This is a genomic window from Peribacillus asahii, from assembly GCF_004006295.1.
GTDB classification, from domain to species: Bacteria; Bacillota; Bacilli; order Bacillales; family DSM-1321; genus Peribacillus; species Peribacillus asahii_A.
Genome location: NZ_CP026095.1, coordinates 3,442,064 through 3,461,964, shown reverse-complemented (window position 1 = coordinate 3,461,964; position 19,901 = coordinate 3,442,064). Strand labels below are relative to the sequence as shown.

Sequence of the window (19,901 nt, the reverse complement as noted above, 5' to 3'; positions counted from 1 at the left end):
ACATGTAGGAGGACAACAAATGATTTCTGTAAATGATTTTCGTACAGGCTTAACAATTGAAGTAGATAACGGTATTTGGCAAGTTATCGATTTCCAACACGTAAAACCAGGTAAAGGGGCTGCGTTTGTACGTTCTAAACTTCGTAACCTACGTAACGGCTCAATTCAAGAAAAAACATTCCGTGCAGGTGAAAAAGTAGCGAAAGCACGTATCGAAAACCGTAAAATGCAATATTTATATGCAAGCGGTGACAGCCATGTATTCATGGATAATGAATCTTATGAGCAAATCGAGCTGCCAGCATCAAGCATCGAGCGCGAATTAAAGTTCTTAAAAGAAAACATGGAAGTACACATCATGACATTCAACAGCGAAACGTTAGGTGTTGAACTTCCAAAAACGGTTGTTCTAAAAGTAGCAGAAACAGAACCAGGCATTAAAGGAGATACATCTTCTGGCGGTACAAAAACAGCTGTTCTTGAAACAGGTCTTTCTGTTCAAGTTCCTTTCTTCATTAATGAAGGAGACGATTTAATCATTAATACAGTTGAAGGTACGTATAATTCACGTGCTTAATAAGAAACAAACAAAAGAGTCTAAGATGAATCATCTTAGACTCTTTTTGTTTGTTCTAAAGGGTCCTTGTATAATTGAACAATCCTCTCAATTGAGATTGAATATTTGTGTGAAAATAGAAGGAGATTGTACTTAAACATATGCCGTTTAGTTGAAGGTGATATAATTAAATAAATCTGATTTATATGAAGGAGACTTATAGTTTTGGATGCGAAATGTATTAAATTCTACGAATTTGGTAGTCCTCAAAATGTATTAAAAGTTGAAGATAAAAGTATAGAGCCACCAAAAGATCATCAAGTCCTTGTTCGAATGTTAGCACGGCCTATAAATCCTTCTGACTTAATACCGATTAGAGGGGCATATGCTCAGCGGATTTCTTTACCGAATATTCCTGGTTATGAAGGAGTGGGGATTGCAGAAGATGTAGGTCCTTTAGTTTCTAAAAACCTTATTGGTAAGCGTGTTTTACCTTTACGCGGGGAAGGCACTTGGCAAGAGTTTGTTAAAACATCAGCAGAATTTGCAGTTCCTATACCTGATTCTATTGATGATTTTACGGCAGCACAGATGTATATCAATCCAGTTACAGCTTGGGTAACTTGTACGGAAGTTTTAAAATTACAATCGAATGATGTTTTATTGGTTAACGCGTGTGGTTCTTCTATTGGGCATATTTTTGCTCAATTATCGAAGGTTTTAGGTTTTCGATTGATTGCAGTTACTAGAAATAATAAATATACAGAAGATTTACTTCATCTAGGTGCTTCTTATGTCATAGATACTTCTAAAGTTCCACTCTATGAAACCGTTATGGAATTAACAAATGGAATTGGTGCAGATGCTGCTATTGATTCCGTTGGAGGTTCATGTGGAAACGATTTGGCTTTTTGTGTGCACCCTAATGGGAATTTTTTAACTATCGGTCTGTTATCAGGGGTACAAGTAAACTGGGCAGAAATTATAAGTAAAGCAAAAGTGCATGCTAATATGTTTCATTTACGGAATTGGAATAAGAATGTCTCAGCGGATAAATGGCAGGAAACCTTTAACCGCTTGATAAATCTAATAAATGATGAAAAATTACGTTTGATGATGGTAGATTCTAAGTATGACTTGTCGAATATAAAAAAAGCTATCGATGTTGCTGAATCTTCTAAAGAAACCAAAGGAAAAGTGTTTTTAACAAGTTATTGAGTCGATTATTTTTAAAGGGTGTCATACTTCAAAAAGGAAGTATGGCCCTTTTTATTTCAAAATATGCTCTTGCTATGCCTCTGCGCGTGTGAGAACGTAGTCTTGCACGCATAGGGGCCAAAAATCGTTCCGCTAACTAGATGGAATGTGATGATGTCCAAAATCAAATTGGACTTATATAGATCGTTAAGGAATATCGACTGGAATTAAGCGTAAATTCCTATTGTAATAAAGTTACTAATCTAATATAACTATTAATACCTTGGGTAATTATAACTGTTATTCCTTTATTAACTAATCTGTTATTGACCGTGCGGAATAATGTTTCTTACAATTAACATATTATCAAAGAAGAGGAGAGATGTATATGTCAGGAATTATTCGTGTAACACCAGCAGAGTTAGAAAGCATGTCTACCCGCTACAATGGTGAGAGCAGTCAAGTAGGGGAACAAATTGTCCGCCTAAATTCAATGATTAAAGAATTAGAAGGAGCTTGGGAAGGGGAAGCTAGTAGAGCATTTGGCGAGCAATACGAGGCATTAAAACCTTCATTTATTCAAATGCAGCAATTGCTTGAAGATATCGCTGTTCAGCTTAGCAATACGGGTAAAGCTCTTGCAGATGCTGACAATCAAATTGCAAGTCAAATTCGTGGTTAACTTCATCTGAAGTCTATGAAGTAAAGGAAGAGCGCCCATTCTATTGGAGGAAGGCGCTTTTTCGTTTTGAGGTGAAAAAATGTATATTGAAATAACGATAGACTTAGAGCATTATACCGATGAAGTTTTTGATTTACGCCTATCGGATTATCACTCTGTAAAAAAAGTAATCGATATTGTTTGGCAAGCCAAATCCATTTCTGAATCGCCTAGAGAAGGGTATTGGGTGCGGATACCGAACAAACGTCTTGTCCTCTCAGGAACAGAAAGGTTAATAGATCGTGGAATTACTACAGGAGACCGTCTTGAAATTATATAAGGGAGTATCCGAACATGTCAGAAAAGAAACAATCGTATCTTGAAAAGCAGCTTGAAGCGGTCATAAAAAAAGAAAAAAATACGGTTCAGATCATTTTCCAAAGAGAAAAAATTAGGTTAGATGATGCACTAGAAATGGAAATGCTTAAGTATAGTGATTCTTCCATCAAGAAGGAAATAACATTAACAGAGGCTGAATTAAAACTCAATATTGAAACACCCTCAAGCTATCTGCCTTTTACCCAATTAAAAAAGAAAGATGAGAAGAGCCGATGGATTTTTGCTTCGCAGCTTATTAAAAAGGTTGAAAATCATTCCTTGAATCGATTACATGTTATTGTATGTCCAGAAAATATTGTAGTTGATGAAAGTCTAACCCCATATTTTCTTCACTATGGGGTAAAGGAGAGCTTGCCGCCTTATGAACAGGATGAAGAAAGACTATTACAAGAATTAAGAGCAACGGTGGCGGAAATAGTCGATAAAAAGTATAGTTTTTTTCAATATTTATATTTATATCAAACGCTTGAACTTTCCCCTATTGCAGCCAAAATACTGGCTGCTAGTAATATAAATGAACTCCAAGAAAGGATTCGAGAGCATTTGACCGTCTTAGAGCAGAGGGCAAAGGAGGAAATCACGGTTACAAAGAAAAAGTGGAATGTGACTCGTTACACAGCTCTCAGTCTTCTTATTGCGTTGGTTCCTGCTCTTCTATTTAGTTTGTATACCCTCGTACTCGCTCAACCAAAACAGTCAGCATTCATTAATAGTCAGGAAGCTTTCTTGAAGAATCAATATAGTGAAGTAATTAAGTCTTTGTTGGACTACGAGGTTGAAGATATGCCAAATGTTGTTCAATATCAATTAGCACAGTCGTATATCATGATTAGTAAGGATTTAGAGTTAAAGGACTACCAAAAGGATACTTTGCAACAGATTATTACATTACAAACTGATCCACAATATTATAATTATTGGATTCAAATTGGAAGAGGTAATGCGAAGGAAGCTCTTGATATTGCCTATTCTCTAGAAGATATATCGATCATTATATATGGGCTATATCAATACAAAAAGGAAGTAAAGGCTGATGATGAGTTAAAGGCAGAAGAAAAACAACAGAAGCTGAAAGAGATTCAGTCTGAATTAGATGAATATGAACGAGAATGGGAAGAAGAACAAGAAAAAAGGGAAGCTGAAGAACAGGCAAAAAAAGAAGCTGAAGCAAAAGTGAAGGATGAGCAGATTCAACAAGAGAAAAGTTCTCAAAAACCTAAAGAATCAAAAGAATCGCAAACAAAGAATACGGAGTCATCTGAATCAAATTCAAATTAGGTAGATATTACAGGAGATGATAGCATGAGTAATCTCTGGTTGTTTTATGATCAATATTACCAGAGGGTGCCCTTGAGCAAAGGTCAACAGCATTCCTTAACTGTTGGTCCAGAAGCCAAACAAATGATTACATTAAGACACTATCCATTTACAGAGGGACCAATTACCATCGAAGTAGAGGAATCAGGATTCTCTGTATGGAGAAAAGGGAGCGTGATTGGCAGGGCAAATGAAAATCATTCCTTTCAATTAAAAGAACAAGATCATCTATTAACTATTTTTCTAACGGTATCCGATGAAACGGTAAAAACCTATTATTTAGGCTATCAGTCTGAAATTACATATTCATCATTTGACAATAAGGCAGAGATCTTTCATTCAAATTCTTTTCCTATAGAGCAAACAAAGAACGCCTTTACTCTATTTAAGGTGGGAAATGGCTGGGTTATTGAGCCTGGGATGTCCAATCTCTATTTGAATGGAAAGAGGGTTCCAAAGGCGACAGAAGTGAAAGTGGGAGACTTGCTATTGTGTCCTTTTATGACCTTTCAGCTTCTTGAAGATGATGTGTTAGAGATAAAGAGTATAGGAGATTATGAGACCGAGCTTCCGATCATACAACAGCCACAATCTGTTATGAGCAAGAAATACCCGATGTATCGGCGAACACCAAGGATGGTGTATGAACTTCCGAAAGAAAAGGTTTTTTTATCCTTTCCAGTTCAAGAGTCCGAAGATTCCAATAGAGGCCTATGGCTTATTATTATGCCTCCGCTCATTATGCTAATTGTTATGGGGATTGTTGCACTTATCCAACCTAGAGGGATCTTTATTATTATTTCGATGGTTATGTTCATGACTACGCTTGTCACATCAACTGTTCAATTCTTTAAAGATAAAGGAACTCAAAAAAAGCGGAAAGAACGGAGACGCCGAATTTACACTCATTATTTAGAGAATAAAAGAAATGAGCTATTAGAACTATCGGAAAAGCAAAAAGAGGTACTGCATTTTCATTTTCCATCATTCGAAAAAATGAAGTACTTGACAGAGCAACTATCGGATCGTCTGTGGGAACGTTCATTAGATAGCTATGACCTTCTCCAATTTAGAATTGGAAAAGGGACAGTGCCGGCAAGCTATCAAATCTCGATTAATTCTGGAGATATGGCGAATCGAGAGATGGATGATCTATTAGAACAATCTCAGCAAATGGAGAATGTGTATCGGGAAATAGAAGATGTTCCGGTTGTTGCCGATTTATCAAAAGGGACAATCGGTTTAATTGGTAAAGAAAATGTTGTGAAAAATGAGCTTCATCAGATTATTGGACAGCTCGCTTTTTTTCATAGTTATCATGATGTACGGATGGTCTTTATTTTTGATGAAGAAGAATATAGCGATTGGGAATGGATGAAATGGCTTCCTCATTTTCAATTGCCTCATGTTCATGCAAAAGGGCTTATATATAATGAGAAAACCCGGGATCAATTGCTTTCATCCATCTACGAAATGCTGCGGGAACGTGATTCTCAGGAGGATAAAGAGAAAACAAGATTTTCCCCGCATCTTGTGTTTATTATTGCCAATCAGCAATTGATAACGGATCATGTCATCCTAGAGTATTTGGAAGGGGAACATCCATCCCTTGGACTATCCGTTATATTTGCTGCGGAAGCAAAAGAAAGTTTAACAGAGCATATTCATACTCTCGTCAGATATATCAATGATGAAGAGGGAGATATTTTAATCCAAGATAAAAAAGCTGTGTCGATTCCATTTAGACTCGATGCTCATCAACAAAAAGGCAATGAAAAATTCGCTCGTCTACTTAAAACATTGAATCACCAAGTAGGAGTGACGAATTCTATTCCTAACAGTGTTTCTTTTTTACAAATGATGCATATGCAAGATGTAGCTCAATTACCAATTAAGCAAAACTGGCTGACGAATGAATCAGCCAAGTCTCTAGCTGCTCCAATCGGTTTAAAGGGAAAAAAAGATGTTGTAGAACTGAACTTGCATGAAAAAGCACACGGGCCGCATGGACTTCTTGCTGGAACGACAGGATCGGGGAAAAGTGAGTTTTTACAAACGTATATCTTGTCATTAGCTGTTCATTTTCATCCACATGAAGTTGCCTTTTTGCTTATCGACTATAAAGGCGGCGGAATGGCGCAGCCTTTTAAAAACATGCCGCATCTACTTGGAACGATTACGAATATTGAAGGAAGTAAAAACTTCAGTGAACGAGCACTTGCTTCTATTAAAAGTGAATTAAAGAAGAGACAACGTTTGTTTGATGAGTATCAGGTAAATCATATTGATGATTATACGGATTTGTATAAACAAGGTAGAGCAAAAGATCCATTACCACATTTATTTCTTATATCCGATGAATTTGCAGAGTTAAAAAGTGAAGAGCCTGACTTTATTAGAGAGCTTGTCAGCGCCGCTCGAATCGGACGAAGTTTAGGCGTGCATTTAATTCTAGCCACACAAAAGCCTGGTGGAGTCATTGATGAACAAATTTGGAGTAACGCACGGTTTAAAGTTGCCTTGAAAGTGCAGGATGCCAACGACAGTAGAGAAATTCTTAAAAACGGCGATGCTGCAACGATTACTGAGACAGGAAGAGGTTATTTACAAGTAGGCAATAATGAAGTGTATGAGCTATTCCAGTCAGCATGGAGCGGTTCACCGTATCTCGAAGATACTTCCCAATCGGAAGATGAAATTGCTCTCGTAACGGATCTTGGTTTAATTCCATTATCGAATGTTACGACCCATGATAGAAAGAAAACAAACAAAAAAACCGAAATAGAAGCAATTGTAGAAAAAATAGAGGGCATACAAGCTGAAATGGGGATTGAGAAACTGCCAAGTCCATGGCTGCCGCCTCTTGCTCATTGGATATCTAGAAAATCTTATCGAGCATCTAATAGAAATGAAATTAGTTTCGCCTTAGTAGATGAACCTGAGAAGCAAAGTCAAACCGCCTTTCATTATGATGTGCTTGATGATGGGAATATAGGGATTTTTGGCTCTTCAGGATACGGGAAGTCCTATACGGTCATTACTCTTTTACTTAGTATGGCGGAAAGATTTAGTCCTGAAGAAATGTATTATTACTTGTTTGATTTTGGAAATGGTACTCTTCTTCCATTAAAGCAGCTTCCACATACAGCTGACTTTTTCTTAATGGATGAGGGGCGAAAGATTGAGAAGTTTATGAATCTATTAAAGGGTGAAATCGCACAAAGAAAGCAACTATTCCAACAGCAGGAAGTAAACAGTATTAAAATGTTCAATCAATTAAGTGATGAGAAACTACCGCTTCTTTTTATTGCGATTGATAATTTTGATTTGATAAAAGAAGAAATGCAGGAACTTGAAGCACAAATTACACAATTTGCAAGGGATGGTCAGTCGTTAGGGATTTATATGATTTTTACGGCTACAAGGATTAATGCAGTTCGTCAACCTCTTATGAATAATTTGAAGACGAAAATTGTTCATTACTTAATGGACAGCGGTGAAGCTTACTCTATATTAGGGAGAATTCCTTTTACACCTGAACCGATTCCAGGCAGAGCGATTATTAGGAAAGATGAGTCCTATTTTTCGCAAGTATTTTTGCCAACGGAAGGTAAGGATGATTATGAAGTACTGGAATCAATCAAACAAGATGTTCAGTTGTTGAAAGCAAAATATGAAGGCTTGAATGGGCCTAAACCGGTTCCGATGCTGCCATCTGAATTAACGATGTTGAACTTTACATCATATATAGGGAAAGCTCAGACGATTGGCAAATTCCCTATTGGTCTTGACGAAGAGTCCGTTCAACCGGTTTATATCGATTTTGCGAAAAATAAACATTGTATCGTTCTTGGTCCAGCGCAAAAAGGGAAGACCAACGTTCTAAAGGTATTAGTAAATTCTTTAATCAATCAGGGAACAGAATCAGTAGGAATATTTGATTCATTTGATCGAGGATTATCGAGTTATTCATCAGAGCAAGCTGTCACGTATTTAGAAACGAAAGAGCAAATTACAGATTGGTTGAGTCATATTGAACATCTGTTAGCGGGAAGAGAACAGGATTATCTCGCAAACATTCAACAAGGTCCTGTAAGAACGGAATATTCGCCAATTGTACTCGTTATTGATGGGTATTCACGATTCTCTCAATCTATTGACAGTCTGTTGCAGGATCGAATTTCAAAGCTTATGAAAAATTACAGCCACCTTGGTTTCCACGTATTTGTTTCTGGAAGTAATAATGACTTAACAAAAGGGTATGATTCATTAACCGTTGAAATTAAGCAGATTCGTCAAGCTGTTGTATTAATGAAAAAATCAGAACAAACGTTATTTACCTTATCGTATGAGCGAAAAGAAGAGGAAATCTATCCGGGGTATGGCTATTATGTCATTAATGGCAAGGAGACGAAAATACAAATTCCATTATGCTCTACTGAAACGAGGGTTTATTTATGATAAGTAAAACAAGATATATGATGAAAATGATTTTAGTTATAATTCTTATTCTTGCCACCCCGGCAGTCTTCTTTGGTTCTATTGGTGATCACCCTTTCCAAGTTAGGGAAAACGCAACGCGTACAATCGCCGTAGTAAATGAAGATATAAAGGCAGAGAAGGAAAATAAAGCGATAGATTTTGGGACGCAAATTATGACCATTCTTGAAGAGGATTCCAATTATCAATGGGTGGCAATGAGCCGAAGCGCTGCGGTCAATGGTCTTAAAAACACAAAGTACGATGCAGTCGTTTATATTCCTTCCGATTTTTCGAGTAATATTATGACGTACGAAGATAAACAACCAGATAAAGCCAAATTTGAGTATGATGTTCAAGAACAATTAAATGTCGTGAATCGTGAGAAAGTTTTGCGTGAAATGGAGCGTGCAACTAATCGTGTTAATGGAAAAATATCTACGTTGTATTGGATGTACATTTCACAAGATCTAGAAGGTGTTCGAGGGCATTTTGATGAGATTGTACAGAAAGAAATTGATTTCCAAAAGGCGATGTTAGCATTTTATAGTCCAAGTTCGAAAAGTCTGGCTGGTGAGATTGAGCAGCAAAAAAACATGCTTGAAAGTATTCAAACAGCAACGAAATCACTAGATAAAGCGGCTCCGGACAGAATCGATAATATTAATCAATTTGAACAGAACTTAACAGCATTTGTTGAATTTGTAGAAAAATATAAAGAATATCAGGAAGCTCAGCAGCAAATATTGCAGCAATTGCAAGAGGAAAGCCTTGGAACAATTGAGGCGTTTGCTTCCAATCAGATTCCGACCTTGACGGATTCTATCAATTCTTTTAATCAACAAGGCGGACAGCTGTCCCTTGAACTAGAAGAGATGGGAAAACAGTTAGAAGAAAATAATGAAAAGATGAATAATCTGTCTGCTATTCGATTAGATCAAGTGAATCGTCAAAAGGAAGAGTTGATTGCTTACTTTAGAGAACGAGAGACAGAATCTCTGAATCAGGCAGTGAACAAGCTTCAGACTTTAAAATCGGAATTAACGAATGGGTCTCAACAACCAGATAATCAGGGAGCGGTGGACACTGCTCAAACTTCGACTGAACAATCGCCGGCGGGAACTGTTAACACGCAAAAAGAACGAGAAGAATTACAGTCGATTGCTAAAGAGCTGAATGATATAAAGACGAACTTAGAAGCGATTGCTGAACCGCAACCAGAGCAGGTAACTGCTACGATTAACAGTATACCGCTGTTGGCAGAGCGAATGTCTAAGGTGGAACAGCAGCTTGCTGCGATGGACGCTGAGGAAAATCCATTACAGCCAATTGTGGATGAACTAAATGCAAAGATTAAAGATTTATTAGATAATGCTAATTCCAAAGTTGACCAAACGGATGAATTAATTGAGGAGATTAAGAAGAAAGAGCAAGCGGTTCTTGCTTCTCCTGTTTTAACTCAGGAGAAAAAGGATGTGTTATCCACTGTATTTTCCAAAGAGATTGAAGGTGGATCTTCAAATGCTATTTTGAATTATTATGCTGGACTTGTTCAATTAGAAACATTGTTACAAGATAGCTTGAATGCAAGTAATAAAAATCTTCAAGCTGTACAGGAAAGAATCAGTCCAATTCTTGGGATAAACGAGCAAGAACAAACTATGTGGAATGAGCTTTCTACAGATATGCCATCAGCAACAGGACAAATAACGACTTTACAAGAGCAATTGAATACGTTTTTAGCAGGATACAGTGAAGAGGTTGAAGAACAACATTCTACTATTATGGAAGATTTATCTTCACTTGAAGACAGCTCCGAACAAATAATGAATCATGTTCAATTCATTTCTGCTGATGCTCCGGCTTCAACGGAAGAAGTGGATGGACAGTCCGTCGTTACTCATCAGAAGGGTCTTGCGCAAGAAATGGCTATGATTCATGATTTAGTGAATTCTCTTGGAGACAGTCAAGATCAAATTGTTACGTATACAGATGACCTGCAATCAAAGGTTGAGAATGTACAACAAGATGCCAGTACGCTTAATAATAAATGGGCAGCAAATGTGGATACAACCAAAATGTTCCGAGATGATATTTTTAATGTTTTAGGAAATGCGTATGTAGATGGCCAAAAGAATGGGCCGGTTTATGATCATTTAGCCCAACCGCTTCAAATTAGCGGAGATAGCACGTCGAAGAAGGAAGAAAAGAATATACCGCCTGTTATCATCCTGGTCATTGTGCTAATTGCTAGTTTATTAATTGGATATTTCAGTCATTATTTCAAAGGGGCACCTAAACTTGTCCAAGTGGCTGTGTTTGCGCTGCTAAATTTAATTGTTGGTTTAATTATTAGCATATATGGCTTAAATATCTATCCATTAGAAGAAGTGCGAGCAATTGAATGGACGATTATGACAGTTCTTCTTCTTACTGCTGTTTCTACTATCGTTCTTGTTAGCTTTACGTTTGGAAACTTATTAGGGTGGCTGGTGAGTGTGGCGCTAGTGGTGTTCTTTGTTAGTCCATTACTTGCTTTAATAGCACCAAATATTGATTATGAAGATCCAATGTCAAAAGTATATATGTCGATTCAATATGAACCTGAATCGTTATTTATTCCAGCTGTTACTGTGTTAATGGGCATCATTGTCGTTCTGACCGTTATTCCGTTAGCTATACAAATCTGGAAGAATAAACGAGCAAGAAGTATCGAAGAGGAAGAGTCATATGAAGCTTAATCGAAGGATGATATTTGCTTTGTTGCTTCCTATGAGTCTCTTTATAAACGCAAATGTGACAGAGGCAGCTGCACCTGATCTTGAAACACTAACACCGAATGAGTATGAAAAAAAAGAGTTCAAGGAAAATACAGAGTATTTACATGAAAAGGCACTATATGAAAATAAGCAATCCATTCCGGAACAGCAAAAGGAATTAACGTTTGAACTTCCAACGTCTAATTCTAGTGAAGAAATATTAAATCAGTTATTCGTTGGAGAGATAAACGCTCAACATACCCTTGCTGAGAAAGCCGAACAAATGAATCTTTTTTCGGATAAGAAACCAGAGGATCTTCGGCTTAAAGACAAAAGTGAACATCCTCCGAATCGGCAAATACAGTTAATGATTATAATTGGCTTACTAGCCATTGGACTGATGGTAATACTCGTTTTGCTTATTCCTAAAATGGTGCAAGGAAACCAGCAATTGAAGTGAGGGGTAAGCGAGTTGAGGGAAGAATTAAGCCTTCTCTCAACTCGTCTTATTTTAAAGAATGCCTTTACGTTCTTCCCCCATTGATGGAAGTTTCACTTTACAGGAGGTGTAAATATGAGTTTTTCAGATACACTTAATCAAATTTACAATGAGATTTCCAGTCAATCAGCAGCTATAGATGAAAAAATTTCCCGCTTGGTGCAAGCAAAAAGGAAAATAAAACAAGAGCAAAATCTTAGCCTGCAAGAAATTCCGAAAATTCTAGAACCTCAACTAGGTGATTCATGGAAAGGGAGCCGATCAGACTCTTTTGATAAATTCAGGGAGAAAGCTCATACAGGGATGGTAACTATCATCAATGATGAGTATGATGACTACGTGCAAAGTATTGAAAATAAAATCAATCTATTACAGATAGAACGAAGCGTTTTAGATTTCACAAGCGGATTGGCTAATGAAGCGAGTCAATTGATAGGGAAAGGAGAAGAAGTATTCGCTGAATTAGAAAGTAAAATCAATGATTTGAAAGGGAGGCTGTTTTAATGCAAAAGATCAAACTGGATTATTCAGAAGTGATTCAACAATTAAACAATGTGAAACAAGCGCTTAGTGAATTACATCTCCCGAGTCCTTCGGAAACAGAACTTGGACAGAATCAGCTTAAATTTACAAAAGAATGGCTTCAAAGAGAAGAGAATCTACAAAAAATGGTTATACAGTATATGCAGGCTGTTCAAAAAAACGTGGAAGATACACATGCGAATGTAGACATTTTGAAAAAACAAGATGAAGCAATCGTTAAATAATGTAAAGGGGCTTTATGAACAATGGAAATAAAAATATATGAAGCCAACACGTTGGTTCATTCTGTTAAAGAACGTGCTGAACAATATAAAACATTAAAAGAGCAATTTCAGAAATTAAAAACAGAGTTTGCTAAGATTGTAGATAATGAGAATTTTCTCGGCAATGGAGCAGAAGCCATCAAAGGCTTTTACCAAGCGCAAATCGATGTAGCGGATGTATGGATTCAACTCATTGACCAGCAGGTGGCTTTTTTCGAAGGTATTCAAGGAATGACAGAAGATGTTCAACTATCAGGAGACACCGTTGTAAAAGTACCTTTCCTAGAAGAAAATTTGTCCCAATCCAATCAGTTAGCGAAAGAAATGGTCACCCAGCAACAAGAAGATCTCCAGAAAATCTTTAACGACATTGAAGATTTAATTTCCCTCCAGGTGTTCTCTAAGGAAGAATTCGATGAAAACATCAACGAGGCCGAAAAAGAACGCAACGAAACGATTCAAAAAGTCAATGAGCTAGATGAAAATTTAACGACGGAATATGTGTTATCTGAACAAACAGAAACCTATGTCTATGCTCTATTCAACCAACTGATGGAGTCGACGAGAAAGGGAGAGAACATATCCCCTCTCTACTTTAATGCTAACGCGTATAAGACGAGTGAAATCTATCAGCTGAAAGACGATGTAGCGAAGCAAACGAATCAATATTTAACATTCAAAAAAGATCAGCATGAAGCAAGAGAGCTGGCCAAAGAAATCGAAGCCCAGGAAAACCGCCCATGGTACGAAAAAGCGTGGGAGGCGACAAAAACCTTTACAGGTGAAATCACCGGCTATTATGATACTAAGAGAGCCGTAGAAGGTGTTGACCCCGTAACAGGCCGAAAACTATCCGAAGCCGAACGAATCACAGCTGGAGCCATGGCCGCAGCAGGCTTTATCCCCGTCGTCGGCTGGGCTGGGAGAGCGTTCAAAGGCGGAAAAGCCATCTATTCAACAGCTAAAGGAATGGATGCCGCGAATCATGCTCTCGATGCCTACAAGACATCCAAGTCTCTATCTATTCTACAAAAAAGCGAGATGGGCATCTACGGCTTAGTCGCAGCTAACGGATTAAGCGAAGCGATGCTTGGTAAGGATATGTTTGGGAATGAGCTGACGGATGAACAGCGCCAGCAAAGCGTGATGACGGCACTGGGGATTGTCGGGGTTGCGGGAGCAGCGAAACTTGTAGACAAAGCAGGAACGAACTTCCCATACAGCAAGGAATATGTACAAAATAAGGTTCATAATGTTCAAAATATGTTAAAAGAACTGGGGACAAAAGTTGGACAAATTAAGGCTCCAACCGGCTTTAGAGTTCAAGCTTTAGACGCGAACGGAGTTACTTTCAAGCACGTTTATGTAGAAAATCAGACTATTAGTGATGCATTGCAGAGATTTTCGGCTAAAAATGATGGAGCTGGAAAGGGTTTAGAGGAAGTAGTTAAGCTGTATCCTACAAGAATAATTGATGAAACGAAGGAAGCTCATATAATAGGAAGAGTAAAAGAACTTAGAGGAGCTTTAACGAGTAAATATAAAACAGGTGGGAATTTTGCCTTGGCTGAAGTGGAAGTTAGTGGTCTAACTAAGAAAGAATTTTATGCTAGTAGCAAAATAGATGAATTGTCAGGAAGCTTAAAAGAGAGAGTCCCTGATATTTCTCTTCAGCCTAATGAACCAATATTTAAAGCAACGGAAGCTCCTGATAAATTTGGAGAATCTTATATGAGAGACTCTGATACCGAGTATAAGATTTTGAATGATGTAGCCTCTATGCTTGGAGATAATAGAGATGCAACTGGAAAAATCAAGTTATTTACAGAACTTGATACTTGCTCTAGTTGTAATAAAGTAATTGCGGAATTTGCTAGTAAATATCCAAAGATTGATTTAGAGGTTATTCATAATAATGGGAATAGAATAAAACCATAAATAATTAATTATCGGAGGTTTTTTGATGGAGCACTTTACTTATAATGAATTATTTGAAGTTATCCAGGAGGATTATCAAGAGTATTTAAATAAAAATAGAGGATATAGATATGCTATTGCTAGGGCCTTTAATGAGAATCTTGATATGGGTGATATAGAGGATTTTATTGTTTATACCGCTATTGGTGAAATATTGATTACGCATGATAAAGTATTTAACGGATATCTTGAAGCTATAACAAATAAATTAAATAGTTTCAGCCCTAAAGAAGCGTCAGGAGAATTGACAGCCGTAGAGATAGAGGATTTATCTAAAAGAATTAAAGAAGTATTAGAGGGGCTCAATCATGTTGAAGTAGATTATGAGCCTAATACAGACAATAGAGATTAAAAATGAAGAACCTTTGGGAATAGTGAATTTATTCTCGTAAGGTTCTTTTTTATTATTCACAGGTTTCAAAATAGCACTAGATCAAAAAGGTTATATTGATATCATTATGAGTCGTTTACAGCAACAGATGGCGTTGACCTAATTACTAAGAAAAACTATTTGAAGCGAAACGCGAAGGGTTTGAAAATGGTTTTGAGGTAGTGTCGAATGTACCCCGAGAAATAGCCGAAGTAGAGTATGGAAAGCATTACACAAGAGCACATCTGAAAAGAGAAAGAATTAAACCATAAAAGTTAAATTTTATAGGAGAGATTTCGGTGGAAGATTGGGAGTACAATGAATTATTTGAGGTAATTAATGAGGACTATAATGACTTTTTAATTCTAAATAGAGGATATGAATATGCGATAGCAAGAACGTTTAATGAGTATGTAAATCTTGGGGAAGTAGAAGACTTTATTGTTGATACTGCTATAGGTGAAATATTACTGTCACATGATAAGGTTTATATTGGTTATATTGAAGGTATAACAAAGAGATTAAGTATGTTTGACCCAAAAGAAGTAGAAGGTGAATTAACGTTAGAAGAGATAAATGATTTATCGAAACGAATAAATAAAGTAATAGAGTAATAGAGGGACTAAAAAATGCAGAGATTGATTATAATCCCTCAGCAGAATAGTGATATTTATAAGAGATTTACTATAATTGAAAGTGTGAATGAAAAATTGATAGCTCATAATGATAGTATCATCATGGAGTGTTATGATAATAAAATGGAGGCGACTGGGTTTATTTCAATTATCGGCTGAGCTAGAAGATCATTCAAAGGCGGATAAGAAGATTGAAGAAAATGGCTACAGTTTTGAAAGAAACACCTCCTAAACAAGTAACCGGTGATGTTAATATAATTTATTCTGGAAATGATATGCGTCCAAAGAAGTTTATAGTTAATTATTCTATTGACGATGAGCTGGGCTTTGAAGTTATTGAAAATTAATCTAAGGAGTGAAAAAGTAGTATGAAAGAATTTGAAGATAGATTTAGTGAATTGCAAGCCGATATGATTTCCATATGTATGGAATATGTTGAAGATAGAGCTGATAAAGTATACGTCTATGCTTCATGTGAAGAAGGTATGATATCGGGTAAGTTCTTTTATTTAATTAACAATCAATATGTAAAGTGTCATAAGGTGAATGATGCATTGGAGAATGGAGAAGAAAGATATGATGTGTCTACAAAACGACAGTCTATGGTATTGCGCATAATATGTGAAGACATCAAAAAAGTAAAAGTATTGTGCAAAGAATATGAAAGAGACATGCCAACGGAGATGAAATTAATATATGATGTTAAGAGTGGCAACTTTAAAGCTGAATACAAGTATGATTTAGTATATACAAATGATGATATTAAAACGGCGGATCATATTGCTGATGAGTGGTTTGAAGAGGTAAAAAATAATAACCTTTAAACTGTTTACAGTTAAAGGTATGCTCGGATTTGAATTCAGAACTCATGAGGGTTGTGCTATCATGGAGTTATATAACCGTGTTCTGCTAAGGAAATTAACATGCTCGTTGGTTTAAAGATAGGACCAGTAATGAATTAATTTATATACTAGCTATAAAACATCTGGTTGCTTTTTAGAGCATCAGGTGTTTTTTTTCGGGAAATTTATACTTTGGCCAACATGAATAATGCGTACATGAAATTCATACCCCGTGAAGGTAGTATCATCATGGTATAGTTAACAAACAAAAGAGACTGTACAAGCTCGTGGCAATAAACAATAGGTAATGTAAAAAGGTTCCTCAGCCAAAGGCATCACGCCGCAAATCATACCTTTGATGCTTATAAAATATCAAAATCCTTATCTATTCTACAAAAAAGGAAAAATACATGCATGAAACTATTTGTAAGACTTTTGGAGAGATTTCAGAAGACCCTCATGTTATTAAATTAGATAATTCTAAATTAACCAAAGATGAAATTAATAAGGCGATAGAAACTGCTGATTTATCATTTCTCGACAGAAGACTCCCACCTCAAGGAATGGGAACATAGCCCAATGAGGAGGTGGGGGGAGTTCAATAGAAATGGGGATTCGCTAATGAGTAATTTAAGAGAAGGAAAATTGATAGTAGAAGGTATTGAAGTTAGTAAAGATACCAAATTGACTGTTTTTGAAAAATTTCTAACCATAAATACTAGTCTTGAGGCGAGGAAAAGACAAAATGGTAAAGCGACAGTGGGATCTTTAAAACCTATACAATTGGGGAGTAAAAAGTTTGCTGTTAGAATTTCATTTGAAAATAATAATATACAAGGAATACGATTAAAGGTTAGTGATCCATCCATTAACGAATGGGACTACGAAGAAAAACTATCTCAACATGGAGAATGGCTAACAGAACAAATAGGCTATCCTGAGGGAATCTTATCGGAAAATGTGTTTGAGTGGGGGAAAATCAAGCAGTGGTATGATCAAAGATCCAGTGACGCAGGAATTAGTATACTATATCTTCAAAATAGAGAACTTATCTAAAAGAATTAAAGAAGTATTAGAGGGGCTCAATCATGTTGAAGTAGATTATGAGCCTAATACAGACAATAGAGATTAAAAATGAAGAACCTTTGGGAATAGTGAATTTATTCTCATAAGGTTCTTCTTTATTATTTAGCGGTCAATTAGATTATTTTTAATAACCGCAGAAGGTTCAGCCACTTGTTTACTTTGATGGGCAGATGAGTAAACCTATCATCAATGATAATTGGATTAGTCGGTATGTCCGTTATTTTTAATTTCTTGCTGATTAAACTGACTAAATCATTCAATTCGATTTCGTGGATTGTATCTAGAATATTCTTGCCAAGCATATTGGTGCCAATTTTCTTTTGAACCTTGTTTAGTGTTTCGATATTCAATAGGTAAACATTTCCAAAATCAATTTCACTTAGTTTGTTTTTGAACGTGTTTTCATCATATATAAATCTGTTGAAATAATTTTGGGGGCTCATAAAGATTCTGTATTGGTAATAATCATCATCTGTACAGAAGAGAGTTGAGTGGCAATGATTGCATTCAATTTCTCCTACTTGTCCATATCGTGAGCCATTGTAATGGAAAAGCCCGCTCACCTGCTGGTTACAGTTTAGACAAAAAGCAGGAGTAATGTGTGCATCAACTATACACGCACTTTTGGATTGTAAATCCATATGCACAACAATATTAATATTCATTTCTTCATTAATATCTTCTATATATCTGATTCCCATAAAATCCCCTCTTAGTTTAAAAGATTTTCTCTATTCTTTACATTGCTGTTTAGATGTGTTGTCATCTCATGGTTTATTTTCCTCTCTTAGCCTAGCATACTTTTCGAAAGCTTGTCATGAATGCTAAGCGATTTGCATACATATTAGGGAAATGGTGGATACAGGAGGAACGTTAGATGGAATCAGTACTTGCTCTTTTGCCAAAAAAAATTCAAGATCCGCTTCTTAGAGTACCACCGGATATTTTGTCGCGCAGTGAAGAGGTACGCATTCGTGTTGGAAAACCAATTGAAGTAACTGTGGCGGGGCAGCCATACTTTATTCCTTATGAAGTAAGTGCACGAGATGCGGAACAATTATTAAGTCATTTGAGTCAGTTTTCGTTATATACATTAGAAGAAGAATTGAAGCGCGGCTATATAACAATTGCTGGTGGACATCGTGTTGGTCTTGCGGGCAAGGTTATTTTAGAAAACGGTACAGTAAAAGCAATTCGTGATATTTCTTCATTTAATATTCGTATTGCTCGACAAAAGATCGGTGTTGCCGAATCGCTTATTCCTTCTATATATAACGATCAATGGCATCATACATTGATTATCGGTGCACCGCAAACTGGAAAAACGACCGTTCTTCGTGATATTGCAAGAATTATGTCTACAGGACATGAGCCGCTCAATATCCCTGCTAAAAAGGTAGGAATTGTTGATGAGCGTTCTGAAATTGCCGGCTGCGTTCATGGTGTACCGCAGTTAGAGTTTGGGATTCGCGTCGATGTGTTAGACGGATGTCCGAAAGCAGAAGGAATGATGATGATGATCCGGTCGATGTCACCGGATATATTAGTTGTGGACGAGATTGGTAGACAGGAAGATGCGTCGGCTGTTTTAGATGCAGTAAATGCGGGAATTAAACTCATTATTACAACGCATGGTCATACATTTCAAGAAGTTCAAAAACGTCCCTTTATTGCGAATCTGTTAGCTCAAAATATTTTTGAACGCTTTATTGAAATTAGACGAGATGATAAAGGAAATCGGAGCTATCATATTTTGAATGAAAAAGGACAACAGTTGTACGTGAAGGCAGGTGCTGGACTTCATGTTTAAATTGTTAGGCGCAGCGATTATTATCATGGCTACCACTTGGGCTGGTTTTGAGGCTGCCCGAAAATTAAGTACAAGACCTCGGCAATTACGGCAACTAAAAGTCGCTTTGCAATCACTCGAAGCGGAAATTATGTACGGGCATACCCCATTGAAAGAAGCAGCGCAAAAATTACAAAAACAGCTGCCGAAGCCGCTGAATCATTTATTTGCTGCGTTTGCTACACGGCTTGATCAAGGGGAAACAACGGTTAAAGAAGCATGGGATGAAAGTTTAACAGAAGTGTGGAGCGCTCTTTCTTTAAAGCAAGGAGAGTATGAAATTCTTACGCAATTTGGAGAAATGTTAGGCAAAAGCGATAAGTACCACCAGCAAAAGCAAATTATGCTGACAATGGCTCATTTAGACCGTGAAGAGAGCGAAGCCATTGACCTGCAAGGAAAGTACGAAAAAATGATGAAAAGTCTTGGTTTTTTATCAGGGTTATTATTAATCATTTTGCTGATGTAG

19 protein-coding genes and 1 pseudogene are annotated in these 19,901 nt (G+C 36.7%); 19 read left to right on the top strand and 1 reads right to left on the bottom strand.

Annotation, left to right across the window (positions count from 1 at the left end; genetic code table 11):
- Positions 1 to 19: 19 nt before the first annotated feature.
- The 17 genes and pseudogenes from efp (at position 20) to BAOM_RS16980 (ending at position 17,553) form a co-directional block, all read left to right on the top strand.
- Positions 20 to 577: an elongation factor P gene (gene efp, locus BAOM_RS17050; RefSeq protein WP_127761313.1), complete on the top strand. Its 558-nt coding sequence runs from the start codon at positions 20 to 22 to the stop codon at positions 575 to 577.
- Between the two features lie 204 nt (positions 578 to 781).
- Positions 782 to 1,774 carry a zinc-dependent alcohol dehydrogenase family protein gene (locus BAOM_RS17045; protein WP_127761312.1) on the top strand — a complete coding sequence of 331 codons (993 nt, stop codon included), beginning with the start codon at positions 782 to 784 and terminating at the stop codon, positions 1,772 to 1,774.
- Positions 1,775 to 2,141: 367 nt separating this feature from the next.
- Positions 2,142 to 2,435, top strand: a complete 294-nt coding sequence (locus BAOM_RS17040) for a WXG100 family type VII secretion target (protein WP_127761311.1) — start codon at positions 2,142 to 2,144, stop codon at positions 2,433 to 2,435.
- A gap of 79 nt (positions 2,436 to 2,514) precedes the next feature.
- Positions 2,515 to 2,754 (top strand): ESX secretion system protein YukD, encoded by a 240-nt coding sequence (locus BAOM_RS17035; RefSeq protein ID WP_127761310.1) that lies wholly within the window; start codon positions 2,515 to 2,517, stop codon positions 2,752 to 2,754.
- 14 nt (positions 2,755 to 2,768) lie between these two features.
- A complete protein-coding gene (gene essB / locus BAOM_RS17030; protein WP_127761309.1) occupies positions 2,769 to 4,091 on the top strand; it encodes a type VII secretion protein EssB in 1,323 nt (440 codons plus the stop codon).
- 24 nt (positions 4,092 to 4,115) lie between these two features.
- Complete coding sequence (gene essC / locus BAOM_RS17025; RefSeq protein ID WP_127761308.1) at positions 4,116 to 8,591, top strand: type VII secretion protein EssC; 4,476 nt, start codon at positions 4,116 to 4,118, stop codon at positions 8,589 to 8,591.
- Entirely contained in the window at positions 8,588 to 11,350 is a 2,763-nt protein-coding gene (esaA, locus tag BAOM_RS17020) for a type VII secretion protein EsaA (protein ID WP_127761307.1), read from the top strand. The genes essC and esaA overlap by 4 nt, the downstream gene beginning before the upstream one ends.
- A complete protein-coding gene (essA, locus tag BAOM_RS17015; RefSeq protein WP_127761306.1) occupies positions 11,340 to 11,828 on the top strand; it encodes a type VII secretion protein EssA in 489 nt (162 codons plus the stop codon). The genes esaA and essA overlap by 11 nt, the downstream gene beginning before the upstream one ends.
- Before the next feature lie 114 nt (positions 11,829 to 11,942).
- Positions 11,943 to 12,371: a YwqH-like family protein gene (locus tag BAOM_RS17010; protein ID WP_127761305.1), complete on the top strand. Its 429-nt coding sequence runs from the start codon at positions 11,943 to 11,945 to the stop codon at positions 12,369 to 12,371.
- Complete coding sequence (locus BAOM_RS17005; protein WP_127761304.1) at positions 12,371 to 12,634, top strand: YwqI/YxiC family protein; 264 nt, start codon at positions 12,371 to 12,373, stop codon at positions 12,632 to 12,634. The genes BAOM_RS17010 and BAOM_RS17005 overlap by 1 nt, the downstream gene beginning before the upstream one ends.
- A gap of 21 nt (positions 12,635 to 12,655) precedes the next feature.
- Positions 12,656 to 14,611 (top strand): deaminase domain-containing protein, encoded by a 1,956-nt coding sequence (locus tag BAOM_RS17000; RefSeq protein WP_127761303.1) that lies wholly within the window; start codon positions 12,656 to 12,658, stop codon positions 14,609 to 14,611.
- 25 nt (positions 14,612 to 14,636) lie between these two features.
- Positions 14,637 to 15,002 carry an Imm3 family immunity protein gene (locus BAOM_RS16995; protein WP_127761302.1) on the top strand — a complete coding sequence of 122 codons (366 nt, stop codon included), beginning with the start codon at positions 14,637 to 14,639 and terminating at the stop codon, positions 15,000 to 15,002.
- A 317-nt stretch (positions 15,003 to 15,319) separates the two neighbouring features.
- Positions 15,320 to 15,684: pseudogene (locus tag BAOM_RS16990) on the top strand (Imm3 family immunity protein).
- A 171-nt stretch (positions 15,685 to 15,855) separates the two neighbouring features.
- A complete protein-coding gene (locus BAOM_RS24610) occupies positions 15,856 to 16,002 on the top strand; it encodes a DNA/RNA non-specific endonuclease (protein ID WP_435873572.1) in 147 nt (48 codons plus the stop codon).
- Between the two features lie 21 nt (positions 16,003 to 16,023).
- Entirely contained in the window at positions 16,024 to 16,479 is a 456-nt protein-coding gene (locus BAOM_RS16985) for an immunity protein YezG family protein (RefSeq protein ID WP_127761301.1), read from the top strand.
- Positions 16,480 to 16,907: 428 nt separating this feature from the next.
- Positions 16,908 to 17,072: a hypothetical protein gene (locus BAOM_RS24605; protein WP_164853274.1), complete on the top strand. Its 165-nt coding sequence runs from the start codon at positions 16,908 to 16,910 to the stop codon at positions 17,070 to 17,072.
- 46 nt (positions 17,073 to 17,118) lie between these two features.
- A complete protein-coding gene (locus BAOM_RS16980) occupies positions 17,119 to 17,553 on the top strand; it encodes a hypothetical protein (RefSeq protein WP_127761300.1) in 435 nt (144 codons plus the stop codon).
- Positions 17,554 to 17,696: 143 nt separating this feature from the next.
- Here BAOM_RS16980 and BAOM_RS16975 read toward each other — a convergent pair whose 3' ends face one another.
- Positions 17,697 to 18,284 (bottom strand): hypothetical protein, encoded by a 588-nt coding sequence (locus tag BAOM_RS16975; RefSeq protein WP_127761299.1) that lies wholly within the window; start codon positions 18,282 to 18,284, stop codon positions 17,697 to 17,699.
- Between the two features lie 176 nt (positions 18,285 to 18,460).
- Here BAOM_RS16975 and spoIIIAA point away from each other — a divergent pair, with 176 nt between their 5' ends.
- On the top strand, positions 18,461 to 19,393 hold the full coding sequence (spoIIIAA, locus tag BAOM_RS16970) for a stage III sporulation protein AA (RefSeq protein WP_127761298.1): 933 nt from the start codon (positions 18,461 to 18,463) through the stop codon (positions 19,391 to 19,393).
- The gene (gene spoIIIAB / locus BAOM_RS16965; protein WP_127761297.1) at positions 19,386 to 19,901 is read left to right on the top strand and encodes a stage III sporulation protein SpoIIIAB; all 516 of its coding nucleotides are present in this window, start codon (positions 19,386 to 19,388) and stop codon (positions 19,899 to 19,901) included. The genes spoIIIAA and spoIIIAB overlap by 8 nt, the downstream gene beginning before the upstream one ends.